Source organism: Thermococcus thioreducens, from assembly GCF_002214545.1.
GTDB classification, from domain to species: Archaea; Methanobacteriota_B; Thermococci; order Thermococcales; family Thermococcaceae; genus Thermococcus; species Thermococcus thioreducens.
The window spans coordinates 1138942-1153766 of the sequence record NZ_CP015105.1; the positions used below are offsets into that span (position 1 = coordinate 1138942).

16 protein-coding genes are annotated in these 14825 nt (G+C 55.1%); 6 read left to right on the forward strand and 10 right to left on the reverse strand.

Annotated features, from left to right (window positions below; translation table 11 throughout):
* Positions 1-27: 27 nt before the first annotated feature.
* Positions 28-900, reverse strand: a complete 873-nt coding sequence (gene htpX, locus A3L14_RS06255) for a zinc metalloprotease HtpX (protein WP_055429381.1) — start codon at positions 898-900, stop codon at positions 28-30.
* Between the two features lie 81 nt (positions 901-981).
* Complete coding sequence (gene thsB / locus A3L14_RS06260) at positions 982-2634, reverse strand: thermosome subunit beta (RefSeq protein WP_055429380.1); 1653 nt, start codon at positions 2632-2634, stop codon at positions 982-984.
* A gap of 167 nt (positions 2635-2801) precedes the next feature.
* Between thsB and A3L14_RS06265 the strand changes: the two genes are divergently transcribed.
* Both A3L14_RS06265 and A3L14_RS06270 read left to right on the forward strand, forming a co-directional pair.
* The gene (locus A3L14_RS06265; protein ID WP_394325663.1) at positions 2802-3122 is read left to right on the forward strand and encodes a hypothetical protein; all 321 of its coding nucleotides are present in this window, start codon (positions 2802-2804) and stop codon (positions 3120-3122) included.
* 4 nt (positions 3123-3126) lie between these two features.
* On the forward strand, positions 3127-3795 hold the full coding sequence (locus A3L14_RS06270) for a Kae1-associated kinase Bud32 (protein WP_055429378.1): 669 nt from the start codon (positions 3127-3129) through the stop codon (positions 3793-3795).
* Positions 3796-3806: 11 nt separating this feature from the next.
* Here the strand turns inward: A3L14_RS06270 and A3L14_RS06275 are convergent, their stop codons facing one another.
* A complete protein-coding gene (locus tag A3L14_RS06275) occupies positions 3807-5534 on the reverse strand; it encodes a P-loop NTPase family protein (protein ID WP_055429377.1) in 1728 nt (575 codons plus the stop codon).
* 106 nt (positions 5535-5640) lie between these two features.
* Between A3L14_RS06275 and A3L14_RS06280 the strand changes: the two genes are divergently transcribed.
* Positions 5641-6150, forward strand: a complete 510-nt coding sequence (locus tag A3L14_RS06280) for a hypothetical protein (RefSeq protein WP_055429376.1) — start codon at positions 5641-5643, stop codon at positions 6148-6150.
* On the opposite strand, the gene moaC is transcribed toward A3L14_RS06280, so the two are convergent.
* The gene (gene moaC / locus A3L14_RS06285; protein WP_055429375.1) at positions 6135-6617 is read right to left on the reverse strand and encodes a cyclic pyranopterin monophosphate synthase MoaC; all 483 of its coding nucleotides are present in this window, start codon (positions 6615-6617) and stop codon (positions 6135-6137) included. The genes A3L14_RS06280 and moaC overlap by 16 nt on opposite strands.
* Before the next feature lie 96 nt (positions 6618-6713).
* Between moaC and A3L14_RS06290 the strand changes: the two genes are divergently transcribed.
* Genes A3L14_RS06290 through A3L14_RS06300 form a run of 3 tightly spaced genes read left to right on the forward strand, consistent with a single transcriptional unit; the run spans position 6714 to position 10689 of the window.
* A complete protein-coding gene (locus A3L14_RS06290) occupies positions 6714-7643 on the forward strand; it encodes an ABC transporter ATP-binding protein (protein WP_055429374.1) in 930 nt (309 codons plus the stop codon).
* Positions 7640-9766 carry a COG1470 family protein gene (locus A3L14_RS06295; RefSeq protein WP_074631208.1) on the forward strand — a complete coding sequence of 709 codons (2127 nt, stop codon included), beginning with the start codon at positions 7640-7642 and terminating at the stop codon, positions 9764-9766. The genes A3L14_RS06290 and A3L14_RS06295 overlap by 4 nt, the downstream gene beginning before the upstream one ends.
* A complete protein-coding gene (locus A3L14_RS06300; protein WP_055429373.1) occupies positions 9763-10689 on the forward strand; it encodes an ABC transporter permease in 927 nt (308 codons plus the stop codon). The genes A3L14_RS06295 and A3L14_RS06300 overlap by 4 nt, the downstream gene beginning before the upstream one ends.
* Positions 10690-10734: 45 nt before the next feature.
* Here the strand turns inward: A3L14_RS06300 and A3L14_RS06305 are convergent, their stop codons facing one another.
* From A3L14_RS06305 to A3L14_RS06330, 6 genes are read right to left on the reverse strand one after another with little or no spacing between them, the layout of a single operon-like run.
* Positions 10735-12174: an RtcB family protein gene (locus A3L14_RS06305; RefSeq protein WP_055429372.1), complete on the reverse strand. Its 1440-nt coding sequence runs from the start codon at positions 12172-12174 to the stop codon at positions 10735-10737.
* 36 nt (positions 12175-12210) lie between these two features.
* Positions 12211-12675, reverse strand: coding sequence for a methyltransferase RsmF C-terminal domain-like protein (locus tag A3L14_RS06310; RefSeq protein ID WP_055429371.1), 465 nt, complete (start codon positions 12673-12675; stop codon positions 12211-12213).
* Positions 12672-13607 carry a tRNA (cytosine(49)-C(5))-methyltransferase gene (locus A3L14_RS06315; RefSeq protein ID WP_055429370.1) on the reverse strand — a complete coding sequence of 312 codons (936 nt, stop codon included), beginning with the start codon at positions 13605-13607 and terminating at the stop codon, positions 12672-12674. Before A3L14_RS06315 ends, A3L14_RS06310 begins: the two co-directional genes overlap by 4 nt.
* 9 nt (positions 13608-13616) lie before the next feature.
* Complete coding sequence (locus A3L14_RS06320; protein ID WP_055429369.1) at positions 13617-14045, reverse strand: archease; 429 nt, start codon at positions 14043-14045, stop codon at positions 13617-13619.
* 1 nt (position 14046) lies between these two features.
* Positions 14047-14508: a type II toxin-antitoxin system VapC family toxin gene (locus A3L14_RS06325; protein ID WP_055429368.1), complete on the reverse strand. Its 462-nt coding sequence runs from the start codon at positions 14506-14508 to the stop codon at positions 14047-14049.
* Positions 14477-14737, reverse strand: coding sequence for a ribbon-helix-helix domain-containing protein (locus A3L14_RS06330; RefSeq protein WP_055429367.1), 261 nt, complete (start codon positions 14735-14737; stop codon positions 14477-14479). The genes A3L14_RS06325 and A3L14_RS06330 overlap by 32 nt, the downstream gene beginning before the upstream one ends.
* Between the last annotated feature and the right edge of the window lie 88 nt (positions 14738-14825).

The window sequence follows — 14825 nt, forward strand, 5'->3', positions numbered from 1 at the left end:
GCAAGATAAAAACAGAAGGGAAGGGCCTCAGAAGTATATGCCCATCTCCTCGGCTATCTTCCTGAGCCTCTCGATCCTCGCCTCGGTGGGAGGATGAGTCGAGAACAGGTTCGCTATGCTGGCGCCCCTGAACGGGTTGACGATGAACATGTGGGCCGTTGCCGGGTTCCCTTCCCTCATCGGTCTGTAGCGAACCGCCCCTTCAATTTTCATCAGGGCGCTCGCCAGGGCATGGGGCTTGCCGCTTATCTTCGCGCCCCCTTCATCCGCTAAGAACTCCCTGGAGCGGCTCACCGCGGCCTGTATCAGCATCGCCGCTATAGGTGCAAGGACCGCTATGAGGACCGCGGCGAGGATGTTGCCGGCGTCGTCCTCGTCCCTGCCGAAGCCGCCGAAGATGGCTATCCACCTTGCCCAGTAGGCGAGCTGGATTATGGCGCCGGCCATCGCGGCCGCTATCGTCCCTATGAGGATGTCCCTGTTCTTTATGTGGGTCAGCTCATGGCCTATGACACCTTCAAGTTCATCCCTGTCGAGAATCCTGAGAAGTCCGGTGGTAACGGCCACGACGGCGTGCTTGGGGTTCCTCCCGGTGGCGAAGGCGTTAGGCGTCTCGCTCGGGATTATCGCCACCCGGGGCATTGGGAGGCCTGCCCTCTCAGTGAGATCCCTGACTATGGCATAGAGCTCCGGGGCCTCGTGTTCGTCCACGATCCTCGCCCGGTACCAGCCCAAGACGATTTTATCGCTGTACCAGTAGGTGATGAAATTAAACGCCATAGCGAACAGGAACATCAGGAAGGCCACGTTCGGCCCGCCGAAGACGTAGCCGATGGCCATGAGCAGGCCCGTCAGCATGGCCATCAGCAGGCCGGTTCTCAGCCACATCAGCAGTCCCATCTTTTCACCCCCTCAGGGGTTAAAATAACGATTTGGTATTAAAATCTTTTGGTGCCCAAATTAAAGGGTAGAAAAGGGGCATCACATGCCCATGTCCATGCCGCCCATTCCGCCCATACCGCCGGGCATTCCGCCACCGCTCTGCTCGGGCTTGCTTATCTTTGCCGCGATGACGTCGTCAATGCGAAGTATCATTATCGCGGCCTCGCTGGCGCTCTTGATGGCCTGCTTCTTAACCCTCAACGGCTCGATGATGCCCTTGGCGAGCATGTCGGCCGGCTCGCCGGCGAAGACATCGATGCCTATGGCCCTGCCCCTGTTCTTGTGCTCGCTGATGACCTTGACGAGCATCTCAACGGTGTCGAGACCTGCGTTCTCTGCCAGGGTCTTCGGGATTATCTTAAGGGCCTCGGCGAAGTTCTCTATAGCGAGGGCCTCCTTGCCGCCGACCTGCTTGGCGTACTCGTCGAGCTTGATGCTGAGCTCTATCTCGCCGGCACCACCGGCCGGGAGAACGTAGCCGTCCTCCATGACGTCCTTGACGACCTTGATGGCGTCTTCCAGAGCGCGCTCAACCTCATCTATAACGTGCTCGGTTCCACCGCGGATGAGTATGGTTACGGCCTTCGGGTTCTTGCAGCCCTCAACGAAGATCATGCTCTCGCCGGCGATCTTGCGCTCCTCGACGATGTCGGCGTGGCCGAGGTCTTCACTGGTGAGATCCTTGACGTTGGTGACGACCTTAGCTCCAGTAGCTTTCGCGAGCTTCTCCATGTCGCTCTTCTTGACGCGCCTGACGGCGAGGATGCCGTACTTGGCCAGGTAGTGCTGGGCGAGGTCGTCAATGCCCTTCTGGACAAAGAGGACGTTCGCACCGGTGGCGGCTATCTTGTCCACCATTTCCTTTATCATCTGCTCTTCCTGCTCGATGAAGCTCATGAGCTGGTCAGGGCTGGTGATGTTTATCTTCGCATCTGTCTCGGTCTTCTTAACCTCAAGGGCCTCGTTTATGAGGGCGATCTTGGCACCCTCGATCTTGGTGGGCATCCTCGGGTGGACGCGCTCCTTGTCGACGACAACACCGCGAACGAGCTCGCTCTCCTCGACGCTCTCACCGGCCTTCTTCTCGATCTTGATGTTGTCGATGTCGACGGTGTACCTGCCGTCCTTCTTCTCGGCGACCTGCCTGACGGCATCAACGGCGAGCTTGGCAAAGAGCTCCTTGTGGCTCTCGGCGTTCTTGCCAGTGATTGAGGTCATGGCTATCTTCATAAGGGTCTCCTCGTCGTCCGGGGTGACCTCTATGGCGATCTCCTGGAGTATCTCCTGGGCCTTCTCTGCGGCCATGGTGTAACCTTTGACGATGATGCTCGGGTGGATGTTCTGGTCGAGGAGCTCCTCAGCCTTCCTGAGAAGCTCGCCAGCAATGACGACGGCAGTGGTGGTACCGTCACCAGCCTCCTTGTCCTGGGTCTTCGCAACCTCAACCATCATCTTGGCAGCGGGGTGCTGAAGGTCTATCCTGTCGAGAATAGTGGCTCCATCGTTGGTGACAACGACGTCGCCAAGGCTGTCGACGAGCATCTTGTCCATTCCCTTCGGGCCGAGGGTCGTCCTGACCGTCTCGGCTATGATCCTCGCGGCGAGAATGTTGAGCCTCTGGGCGTCCCTACCAACGTACCTCTGGGTCCCCTCAGGCAGAATAACAACCGGCTGTCCGCTAAGCTGTGCCATTTGACATTCCTCCTATCAAATTCCTTTTTGCAGAAACGCTTCGTCAGCGCTCTATAAAAAGTTTTGGGTCAAAAATTTCAAAGAATAGTAATATCTTTGAAAAAATGACAAAAACTTGAGCAACAAGCCAGGGAAAGGGCTAAAACCTTCAGCGGCGATAGATCAGTGTGGAGACAATGAAGGCGGGGATATATCCCATAGACCCGGAAAAAGCTTTGGATATTTTTGATACCATAGCGCGCTATGGCATCGTGGGGGTAGACGTTGAGAACGCGGCCTCTATATTTGACAACATGCTTGATTCCAACGCGGAGAAACTCCACTATGCCCGAAGGATCCTTGACAGCGGAAAGATTGATAGGGCCGTTTTAGTCCTCCGAGAAGACGGAGGCGTGTTCATTATCAAGGTGGAAAACGTCGTGGATATACGGATCACCATCCGAGACGCTCTAAGGCTGATTAAGGACTTTTCACTTAGCCAGGGGTGATTCCATGGAGCTGGTAAAACAGGGAGCCGAGGCGAAGATCTACTTGGTGGACTTTGAGGAGTTCTTCGGCGTCGACCTCCTGCCCGGGGAGAAAGTTGTGATAAAGCACCGGATTCCGAAGCGCTACCGCATAAAGGAGATAGACACAAAGCTGAGAAAAGAAAGAACCGTCAGGGAGGCCAGGGTTCTTCATCGGGCGAAGAAGTTCGGTGTGAACTGCCCCTACGTCTACGAGGTGGATATGAAAGACATGAAAATAGCCATGGAATTTATAGACGGCGAACGTCTGAAGGAGCTTTTGGAGAGACTGCCGATGGAGGAGAGGCTTAAGCTGTGCAGGGAGATTGGGAGGCAGATTGGAAAGCTCCACGAGGCAGGCATAGTGCACGGCGATCTAACGACTTCCAACATGATACTCAGAGACGGGAAAGTCCACCTGATAGACTTCGGTTTAGCCGACTTTGACTCAACGCTCGAAGCGAGGGGCGTTGATCTGCACCTCCTCAAAAGGGCGATGGAGAGCACCCACTATACTTGGTTCGAGAGGGGCTTTGAGGCCGTTCTGGAGGGCTATGCCGAGGTTCGCGGTGAAGGGGCTAGGGAAGAAATCGAGGCAAAAATTGAGGAGATAGAAAGCCGCGGTAGGTACAGGGAGCGGAGCTGGGTGGGGTAGTTGTACAGGAGTCACTCCCTGAACGCCCTCAGAACCCTCTCGAATATCTCCTTCTCCTTCCCGCGCTTCTTCCGCGCGAGTCTTTCAACGATGAGCTCAGGCGTACTCCTGCCGAGCTTTCCGAAGACCGGCTGCCTATCGACGATGAGGTTGAGCTTCTCGTCAAGACCTTTCGCTTCGATACCATCGACCCTCGCGAAGGGAAGCTCCTTCCTGAGGTCTTCCCCTAGATGGGACACTATGAGGACGTAGAAGCCCTTTTCATGGGCTATCTTCAAAAGTTCGCCGATTATCTTGACGGCCGCGCCGGGCTCGGTTATGGCCTCGAACTCGTCTATGAGGATGAGCTTTCTGCCCTCCCCACGGAGGGCCCTGACAAAGGAACGCAGGGCCGTTTCGAAGGCGCCGGCACCGTAGGTGCTCCTCTTCCTCCTGAAGAAGAAGAGCTCATCGAGGGGCTCGACCCAGGCCTTCTCGGCCGGAACTGGGAAACCCATATGAGCGAGAATTGTTATCTGCGTCATCAGTTCCAAGAGGCTGGTCTTTCCACCGCTGTTGGCTCCGGTGAGGATGACCACCCTCTCGCCGCCTATATCTCCAGCTCCCGGGACTAAGAACTCCTCGGGCGTTTTCCCGACAGCATAGCTGACCGGCTGGGGATTCTCAATGAAGAGGTGCCTCCCGCTGACGAACGCTATTCCACCCTCCCAGAGCTCAGGGAAGGAAAATCCTTCGATGAATTCTTTCACAGCCAGCAGGAAGTCAAGCTCATAAACCCTGCCGAGTTCTTCCTTGAGCTTGGGGAGAAGGGGCATTATCCTCTCAAGCACTTCCCTGCTCCTGATGTACAGCTCCACCTTAAGTTCTCTTTCGAGCTCCTCGCGGAGCATCTCTATCCTGTCCGGCGGCACGGTCACCGGGTACAGCCCCTCCCAAGAGAAGAGCTCAACGGTTATGCCAAGCTTTTCGTTCAGCTCGTCCTCGACGTCGTTTATTAGGTTCAGGATCTCCCCTTCAATCTCGCCGAAGTGCCTGAATATGGCCTCGTAGTTGCCGGCCCTGAGCTCCCCGAGGAAGTCCAGCAGCTCCTTTCCGCTCAGCGTCAGGCTGAACTTTTCAAGTTTCTCCGCTATTTCCTCGTTGAGCTCGCGCTCTTTCTCGGCTATTAGTTCCTCAAGGCCGTCGAGGAGCTTCCGCTTTCCCATGACCTCCCCAAGTTCGCCCAGCTCGCTGAGTATATCTGGGGCGACGCTTCCTTCCCCTGTTAGCTCGCCAATTTTGGCCAGTGCCTCAAGCGCTTCTCTGTTCTCCCACAGGGGCATTATGTAGAGCTCCGGGGCTATCTGGGATGGGGTAAGTTCAACATCTATGCCGTAGCCGAGCGTGCTCAGGACAATTGGATACCCCTCCGCATCTTCGAGGGCTGTGGAAACCTCGCAGAGACCGAGGTTTTGGGCCCTTTCGAGCTCACTTTCGTCAACTATGAGAATCCTGTCGTGGAGGTAATCGCGCCGGAACTTTATCGGCTTGACTTTGGCTATCTGCTCCCTCAGCTCGGACCGGATTTTGGGGAGGTTTTCACGGAAGTAATCCTGTCTGCGGAGGATTTCCTCGCGGTCTGAGGTGGGTTCAAACCCCTCAAGAAATGTTGAACTTCCAGGGAGAACTAACCGCTTCTTTATTTCCTCCCGGATTGAGCGGTATATCGCTTTAGCCTCGGGGTTCAGCTTGAGCGCCATCGCTAAGGGAATGTCTAAAGGGCTAAAAAAGTTACCTGAAGCCCAGAAACGGCAAATTTTATAAACTCGTGAAGTAATATCTAAACAATGCCTTCGGGTGGGATAGATGATAGTTGAGAGGCTCCTGAAGCCAAGCTACCGCATCGGAATCCTCAACATGAACAAATTTAAGCCCGAGGACGTAGTCGAGGCGCTCCGGGGAAAAGGTGCCCATGTCTCGGAATTTCAGAGGGACCTCGATATTGAACTCGCCATAGAGTCGTTCATAGCCTCAAGCTACGGCCCCTATGTTTATGTCCTGAAGTTCTCAAAGGGTAAACTGTTTCTCGCGAGGCACACTAACCGAATATCAAAGGATAACTGGCCAAACGCTACGAAGTACATGGTCCGCGATGAGAACGGACTCAAGCGTTTTCTCCTAAGGGAGGTTTCAAGAAAGTCAATGATCCTAATAGAGGCACCTCCAGTAATTATCTGGGGGGCCGTGTGGTGGCTCATCTGGAGCTACTTCGAGGAATACCCGCTCGGAACATTCCTGCTGTTCTTCCTTGGCTTTCTTCTGAACGACCTTGCCAAGGCCTTTGAGTACTTTGTCCTCGGCTACTGCAGGGAGTGATCTTCCCCCTTTACCTTCTCGACCACGTGGATGCCCTCGATCCTCGTGAATGGATACTGACCTTTTTCGTCCTTCTCAACGGCCTTCACCATGTCCCATATCGTCAGCAGGGCGACGCTCACGCCTGTTAGGGCCTCCATCTCGACGCCGGTCTTGTAGTACGCGCGAACCTCACATGTCGCCTCTATGTAGTCCTCCCCGAATTCGAAGGTGATGTCAACGCCCGTGAGGGGTATCGGATGGCAGAGCGGAATTAGCCCTGGCGTTTTCTTGACGGCCAGGATACCCGCTATCTGGGCGGTGGCTATGACGTTGCCCTTCTTCGTCTTTCCGGACTTTATGAGCCCTATAGTTTCCGGCCTGAGCCTTATCCTGCCCTTTGCCACGGCCCTTCTGAAGACTTCCCCTTTGTGGCCCACTTCGACCATCTTAACGCCCCTATCATCTACGTGGGTTAGTTCCTTCATATGTCTTCCCCAGCGTTTATTGACCTCCTCCTTTAAAACTCTGTCCGTAATCCTTTTAAGTTACGGTTTCCTTACCATCGGCAGGGGTGGTAGCCCATGCCATCGCCGGCCATACTCATAGAAAACCTCACCAAGTCGTATGGAACTCTGAAGGCCGTTAACTCCCTGAATTTGGAGGTGAAGGAAGGGGAGGTCTTCGGATTCCTCGGACCGAACGGTGCCGGAAAAACAACGACTATTCTGAGCATGCTGAACCTCATCATACCAGACAGCGGAAGGGTTGAGATACTCGGTATGGATGTCTCCAAGGAACCCCTGAAGATAAAGGAGCGAATCGGATACCTTCCAGAAAACGCCACGGTGTACGGTGAGCTGACGGCCTGGAAGAACCTTGAGTTCTTTGCCAACTTTTACAGGATGTCAAACGCTGAAAAGGAGAAGAGGATAACCGATCTCCTGAAAATGGTCGGCCTCTGGGAAGTCCGCTACAGAAAGGCCAAAACCTTCTCCAAGGGCATGAAGCAGAGGCTCCTTATAGCTCAGACATTCATAAACGACCCCGAACTGCTGATCCTCGACGAGCCGACGAGCGGCCTCGATCCCGAGGGGGCCCACCTCGTTAAGAGGCTGATAAGGGAAGCTCAATCCGAGGGGAGGACGGTCTTTTTCTCGTCACACATACTCAGCGAGGTCGAAGAGCTCAGCGACAGGGTTGGAATCATCGTGAGGGGAAACCTCAAGGCAGTGGGGACCGTAGGCGAAATAAAGAGACAGTTCATGGAGCTTGAGGGCTACGAGATAAAGGTGGAGACCAAGGAGCCCCTGCCGGCTATCGAGCACCCAGAGATAACGAGGATCGAGCTGGTTGAACCGAACCGGGCCATAATATTTGCCCGCACTGATATCAGGGAGGAACTGTCAAGGGCCCTCTCCGAGAAGGGACTCACGATTCTGGGCCTTGATATCGAGGAGCCCAGCCTCGAAGACGTTTTCCTCAAAACCGTTTACGGGAGGGATGAGGAGTGAGGAAGCTTTTAGGAATTCTCCTTTCTCTGGTTCTCCTTTCGTCTCTCGTAGTTGCCCAGCCGTACGTGACGGTGTTTGAGGGCAGGATCACCGCAGGACAGAGCCTTGTGGTGGGCAACTACACGGTAACCGTTGTCCAAGCCGCCGATGGAAGCTACTATCTGATGCTGAAGAACGGGAGCAGAATCCTGGAGCTGAAGCCATTCGCCTTTGGAACGGAGATAGAGAGGGACGGCCTCAAAATCCTCCTCGGGAGCTACACCTCACAGGGAGGTTTTGTGATCGTGTCCGTGAAGCCGACTTTCATCACCTCCATCAAGCCAGAGGTCGGTGCGAAGGCTCTCTTTAACGGCAACGTCGTCGAAGTAACGGCCGTTGGTAATAAGACTGTCGATGTTTCGATTAACGGCGTTGCAAGAACGCTTGAGACAAACGGAAGCGCTGTGGTTGACCTGATAGCCCTTGAGTACGACGGGAAGGAGATAAGGGTGTACGCTGCAAGCCCGGTCTCTGAAACAGCCAGCCTGAACTACGTGGTCTTCTACCCCTACGGGAAAATAAGGGTCTCCGGGCCGGTTGATATTCCGATAACGATAACAAGTTCCTCCAACGAAGAGATGGGCCTTAACCTTACGGTCACCTCAATTCCCGAGGGCTGGAAGGCGAGCTTCCTGTACAATGGAATTGAGGTCGAGGAGGTAACGCTCCCGCCGATGGGCTCGATCACGGTTACCCTTCACATCGAGGCAACGGGGAGCGGAACGGTCAAGTTCTTGGTCGGGAACTTTCCCGGAAGCGTTGAGATAGAGGCTACGGGGGTTGAGCTCTCCATCCCGTACATTGCACTCGACGTTGAGGCCGGCCAGGTTCTCACGATCCCCGTAACCTTCAGTGGAAGCGGAAAGGTCGAGTTTAAGCCGGTGAACCTCCCTGTGGGCTGGAAGATGTACCTGACCGACGGCCAGTACAGGCTGAGGGGTTTTACCGTTTCCGGAAGACTCGATGCAGACCTCATCATCGAGGTGCCCAGAAATGCCACCCTCGGGGACCACAGGCTGAGCTTTGAAGTAAACGGGAAGAAATACGGTTTGACGCTCCACATATACAAGACTTACCTCGGACAGCCGGCAAGGCTGACCGTGGTTCTGAGCGATGAGAGCGGAAATCCCCTGAAGGGATGGGTGAGCATAGGGGGGAAGAACATCACAACTTCCCCCACAGGTACCGCGGTTTTAGAACTCCCCCCTGGGGAGTATAAACTTACCGCCGGTGCTCCAGGAGCGGTCTCCAGGGAAGAGACCATAAAGCTGGGAGATGGAGAGGAAAAGAGCCTCCAGGTGACCCTAACCAAGGCTCCATATTATTTTGAGGTAATGCTTCAGAACGATGTTCTGACCGTCCAGCCCGGGCAGAGCACCAGCACGGAGATAAAGGTGACAAATCTGGGCTCAGACGAAGACGAGTACAGAGTGACCATTGAGGGACTTGAACCTGGATGGAGCTACGTGGTCAGCAGTGACCCCAAGGGCTTAACTCCGGTTGGAACCCTCAGGGCCGGCCCCGGTGGGAGCACCGATGTCTACTTAGTCGTGATTCCTCCCTTCAACGCCCCCACCGGAAAAGTCAATGCCAGACTTATAATCAGGGGCAGAGGAATGGAGGTAGAAAAGCCGCTGACGTTTATTGTGGAGAACCCGGCGTTCCTCAATCTCAACCCGGACAGCCCAAGTCTGGCGGTAAAAGCCGGAGGCTCAACGGCCACCAGCATATGGGTGGACGCCTCGGGAACAGTTACCAACGTCAAGTTCTCGGTTCAGGCTCCAGAAGGCTGGGACGTTAAAGTTGTCCCTGATACAATCCCAAGAATCGGCGTGATAGACCAGGGAAACGTCCAGGTGTATCCCGGCCCCACCACCGTTGAGCTGAGGATCAGGGTTCCGAAATCAGCGCCCGCTGGGACATACACCATAACCGTAACCGCTACGGGCGACCAGGGCAAAGCTGAGACTGTAATAACCGTTAGGGTGACCCAGAGCTCGGGCAGTGCCTATCTCGGAATTTTGCTCCTCGTGATAGCCTTCGGCATCGTGATATGGCTGATGAGGAGGGTCGGGAGGAGATGAACCCGGCATGGAACATAGCACTCAAAGAGCTTTACACGGCAGTGAAGAGCAGGAGGTTCGTGGTTATCATGGTGTTCTACCTTCTCATTTTTAGCCTTGCGGTTTACGGCATTAAGGACTATTTGATCCGCATGGGAACGCCTAGGGTGGAGAGCAACGAGCTTTTCCTGTGGGGATCGGTCAGCGAGGTCTACATGACACCGCTTGCCGCACTCTTCATGATAAACATGATGATAATCACTATCATAGGCGCTGTTCTGGGTGCAGCTCTGGGTGCTGATGCGATAAACAGGGAGGTGGAAACGGGGACGGCCAAGGTTCTCCTAGGGCATCCTGTTTACCGGGACGAGGTTATCAACGGCAAGTTCCTCGGCATGGGGCTGCTGATAGTCCTCACGAACTTCGTTGTCTACGTTGCCATAGTGGCGGTGATGCTTATACTGGGAATTCCACTGGACGGAGATTCACTCTTCAGGGGTTTTCTGGCGATAGTCGCCACGATACTCTACACCCTGGCGTTCCTCTCAGTTGGTGTGCTCTTCTCAACCCTCTTCAAAAAGCCCGAGACATCGATGCTTGCCGCAGTTGGACTGGCCATATTTCTTACCGTCTTTTACGGCATAGCGGTTGGCATAGCTGCCCCAAGGCTTGCCGGCCCAGAGCCGCCGTGGGGGACAAGTGCCCACGAGGTCTGGCAGGAAACGGTAAACACATGGATGGCAAGGCTGCACTTCCTCAACCCGGCACACCACTACGTCCAGCTCGTCCAGTACATATTTGGCGGCGACAGGTTCTTCAACTACTACATCCCGCTGGGCGACTCGTTCACCTACGGCTTCAACAACCTGGCCATGCTCCTCGTGATGCTCTTCCTGCCCTTCGCGATAGCCTACGTTAGGTTCATGACCAGCGACATAAGTTAACCCATTTCTTTTTCTTTCTGAAGAATAGGGAAGGGAAAACCGGAATCAGCCCTTGGCAACGCCCATCGGGCGCATTCTTGCAACCAGGTTCGCTATCCCCGCCTCGTGGACTACGTTGACGACGTTGTCAACGCTCTTGTAGGCTCCAGGTGCTTCTTCAGCCACAACCCTAAGGGAGGCCGCGCGGATGTAGATGCCCTGCCTTGCAAGCTCGTTCTTGAGCCTGTCGCCGCGGTACTGCCTGGTGGCGGCCTTCCTGCTGAGCAGTCTTCCGGCACCGTGGCAGGTCGAACCGAACGTTTCCCTCATCGAGCCTTCGGCTCCAGCTAAAACGTAGCTCGCGGTTCCCATCGAACCTGGAATCAGAACCGGCTGACCGACATCCCTGTAGGCCTTCGGAACGTCCGGGTGGCCGGCAGGGAAGGCCCTCGTGGCTCCCTTCCTGTGGACGACGACCTTGACCTTTCTGCCGTCAACGACGTGCTCCTCGACCTTCGCTATGTTGTGAGCGACGTCGTAAACGATGTGCATCTCCATGTCCTCGGCCTTCCTCTTGAAGACCTCCTCAAAGCTCTCCCTGACCCAGTGGGTTATCATCTGCCGGTTGGCCCACGCGAAGTTGGCAGCGGCCTTCATTGCGCTGAAATAGCGCTGTCCCTCCTCCGTCTGGAAGGGAACGCTCACCAGCTCGCGGTCGGGCCAGGGCACGCCGTACTTCCTGTTGGCCCTCTCCATTATCCTGAGGTAGTCGCTTGCGACCTGATGCCCGAGGCCCCTGCTGCCGGTGTGAACCATGACAACGACCTGCCCCTCGAAGAGACCGTAGGTCTCGGCGATTTTCTCGTCGAAAATCTTGTCGACAACCTGAACCTCAAGGAAGTGGTTTCCTGAGCCGAGGGAACCGAGCTGTGGCGCTCCCCTCTGCTTCGCCTTCTGGCTGACTGCATCCGGGTTAGCGCCCTCCATCCTCCCGCCTTCCTCAAGGTGCTCTAAGTCCTCCTTCCATCCGTAGCCGTTGTCGACGGCCCACTTGGCTCCATCAGCCAAGACGTCATCGAGCTGGCTCCAGTGGAGCCTTACACGGCCCTTGCTTCCAAGACCGCTCGGAACGTTCTTGAAGAGCGTATCGACGAGCTCCTTTATCCTTGGTCTGACTTCTTTCTCAGTTAAATTCGTTCTAATCAGCCTGACGCCGCAGTTAATATCGTATCCGACGCCTCCGGGGCTTATAACGCCCTCTTTGACGTCAAAGGCCGCGACACCACCGATTGGGAAGCCATAGCCCTGGTGACCGTCGGGCATCACTATGGAGTACTTGTATATTCCCGGAAGCATCGCAACGTTGGCGGCCTGCTCAAGCGTCCTATCCCCTCTCATCTTCTCTATCAGCTGGTCGTCAGCATAAACCCTGCCCGGAACTCTCATGCGCCTGTCGAACTTCGGGATTTCCCAGCGGATCTTGTCTATCCTCTTCAGCGGCACCATCGTCCCACCTCCGTTTTAGATTGCCCTAACGTTATTTTAAGCTTTCGCGGAGCCTTCAAGCTTAAGCCTCCTCTCCTTTGGCACGTAGTTTATGAGCCTTCCTTCTTTCGCTTTGGCCGAGCCGAGGTAGTAGGAGCGCCACTTGACGATGACCCAGCCGTGGAGGTTCTTATCTTCAATCTCGACGCTCTCACCCGCCAGGTACAGCCTCGCCCTCTCGTCGTCCAGCTCGACGACGTTCTTCGTGGCCTTTGGCCCAACGAGGAAGGAACCCTCGATGCTCAGCCTTATTCCATCGCTCTCTATCCTGCCGAAGTAGACGCCGTTCCTGTCCGGCCCGCTGACGTCGAGGGCACAGGGCTTCCAGGCGTAGACCTTGTGATACCTGCCTCTTATCTCATAGAGAAGATCCGGCGCATATCCGTAGTTCTCCAGGAGAAGCCTTTTGACGAGTTCGGTGTCACTCGTTTTTCCTATTTCATCCCTCGGGTTTTCGCTCATGCCCCTCCCTCCGGCTTTACTATCTTCGCTATGAAGAAGGCCTCGGTGTCGTTGTCGTTTGGATGAATTCTGAGGGCTTTTTTCAGCTCTGCAGAGTAAGCTCTCCCCTCCCACTCAAGGACTGGCTCGCTGGTCTTCACCGGCAGATCTATCGGCTCAAGTCTCGCGTCGGTCTTCCTCAGGAGGTAATCAACGACCTCCTCGTTCTCCAGGGGGTCTATCGTGCATGTTGAGTAAACCAGCGTCCCGCCTGGCTTGAGCGCCCGGTAGGCGGCCAGGATGAGCCTCTTCTGAACCTTCATGTACTTGATGACGCCCCTCAGGCGCCAGCTCTCCAGGAACTTCCACTTCTTCCGTATCATTCCCACAGAAGAGCACGGGGCATCGAGGAGAATCCTGTCAAAAGTATTTTCAAAACGGCCGAAGTAAGCCCCGTCCTTCGTAGTTACCCGGATGTTTAAGACCCCCATCCTGTTGAGGTTCGCTATGAGGACGTTCGCCCTGCTGAGCTTTGGGTCGTTTGCTATTATACATCCCTCGTTCTCCATGTACTGGGCTATCTGGCCCGTCTTCGAACCCGGCGCGGCGGCCATATCTAAAACTAGCTCGCCCGGCTTTGGCTCAAGCACAACCGGAGGAATCATAGAGCTCGCTTCCTGGCCGAAGATCAGGCCAAGACTGTGCTCCGGCACCTTCGCGAGGTTGTCAACGTTGATAAAGAAGCCCTCTTTAACCCAGGGGATTGGTTCGAGCTCGAATTCCTCCTTAAGCCTCTCAACAACCACCTTAAGTGGGGCTTTCAGGGTGTTGACCCTTATGCTCTGCCTGAGCGGCCGAATTATGAACTCCCAGAACTCGTCGGTATCTTCGAGCATCGAATAGCGCTCGTAGAAAGCCGGGTTGGTCTCCCTAATCCTGTCCCTCGCGCTCATGGAACCACCTCACAGGTCGGGAACCAGCTGGGCCATCCACCTGCCATCCGGCAGCTCCTCAATCCTCATGTCGTGGTAGGTTATCGCCTTCACCTCTTCCTTCGGCTCGTGCTTCTCGTAATCCAAGGGCTCGCCGCAGGCCTCTGCCCTGAGTTTGTAGCCGCCCCCGGTCTTCTCTATCTTGACCTTAACATCGCCGAAGACGAGGCCCTCCATGTCGTGAAGCACCAAAAGCTCCTCAAGGAAGTTGTAGAGGAGCGCCATCAGGTCCTCGCCCTCGGCCCCGACCTCACGGCATTCTTTGCTCTCGACCTTCCTCACATCAACCATCACGTCAAAGAGCGCCAGCGCAACGGCCTCGAAAGCCTCCTCAAGGCTCTCGCCGTAGCCCCTGATGCCAATGTCGGCGGTGTGCTCGTAGTGCTCCCACTTCCTCACTTTAATCACCTCCGAGTAGTACAGCGCTTAGCCCCTCATCTATTGAGGCATTATAAAGCCTCTTGTCTGCGGTATAGAACCTCTCTGCACCGGCGTACTTTGCCGAGGCTATCTGCAGGGCGTCCGCCTGATAGAGGTGGTATTTTTCAATCAACTTCCAGGTATCCGCCAGAATGAGGGAGTGTACCGGAACCACTTCCAGCACTCCCAGCCGTGTGAACCTCTTAATCTCGGCCAAAAAGCCCTTTTTGAGAAAGTTGAAGTTTTTCTTGCTGAGTTCTCCCCGTCTGAGCTTTTTGTCAAATACTTCCAGCACCTCCCCTATGTTCCAGAAGCTGAAGGCCAGCTTTATCTCTCCCCTGTATGCGTCCCTGAAGAGGTCCCTCACGACCTCGCTGTCCTTTTCGCTTATATACCTCTTCAGGATTGCACTACTGTCCAAGTAGACGTTTTTCCCTGTCATCTCTCATCTCCCTCAGGAGCTTTTCAGTGCTCTCTCCACCAACTTTCAGCGGTTCAAACCACAGGGGAACCTCTGAGTCGTCAACATCCCTAAGGACTTCGTTTATTAGGTAGTTCACGAGGGCCTCCTCCAGGAGTTTGCTGACCTCACTCTTCTCCCTATGGGCGAGTTCCTTAAACTCCCCCCACAGTTCCTCATCGATATAAACGCTGGTCTTCACCCTGCCCATAATACCACCGTAGGTAATTACCGACTTAGGTATATAAACCCATCGAAACCGTTAATTAGACCGGGATCTTTAATCTTCCAGAGGTGAG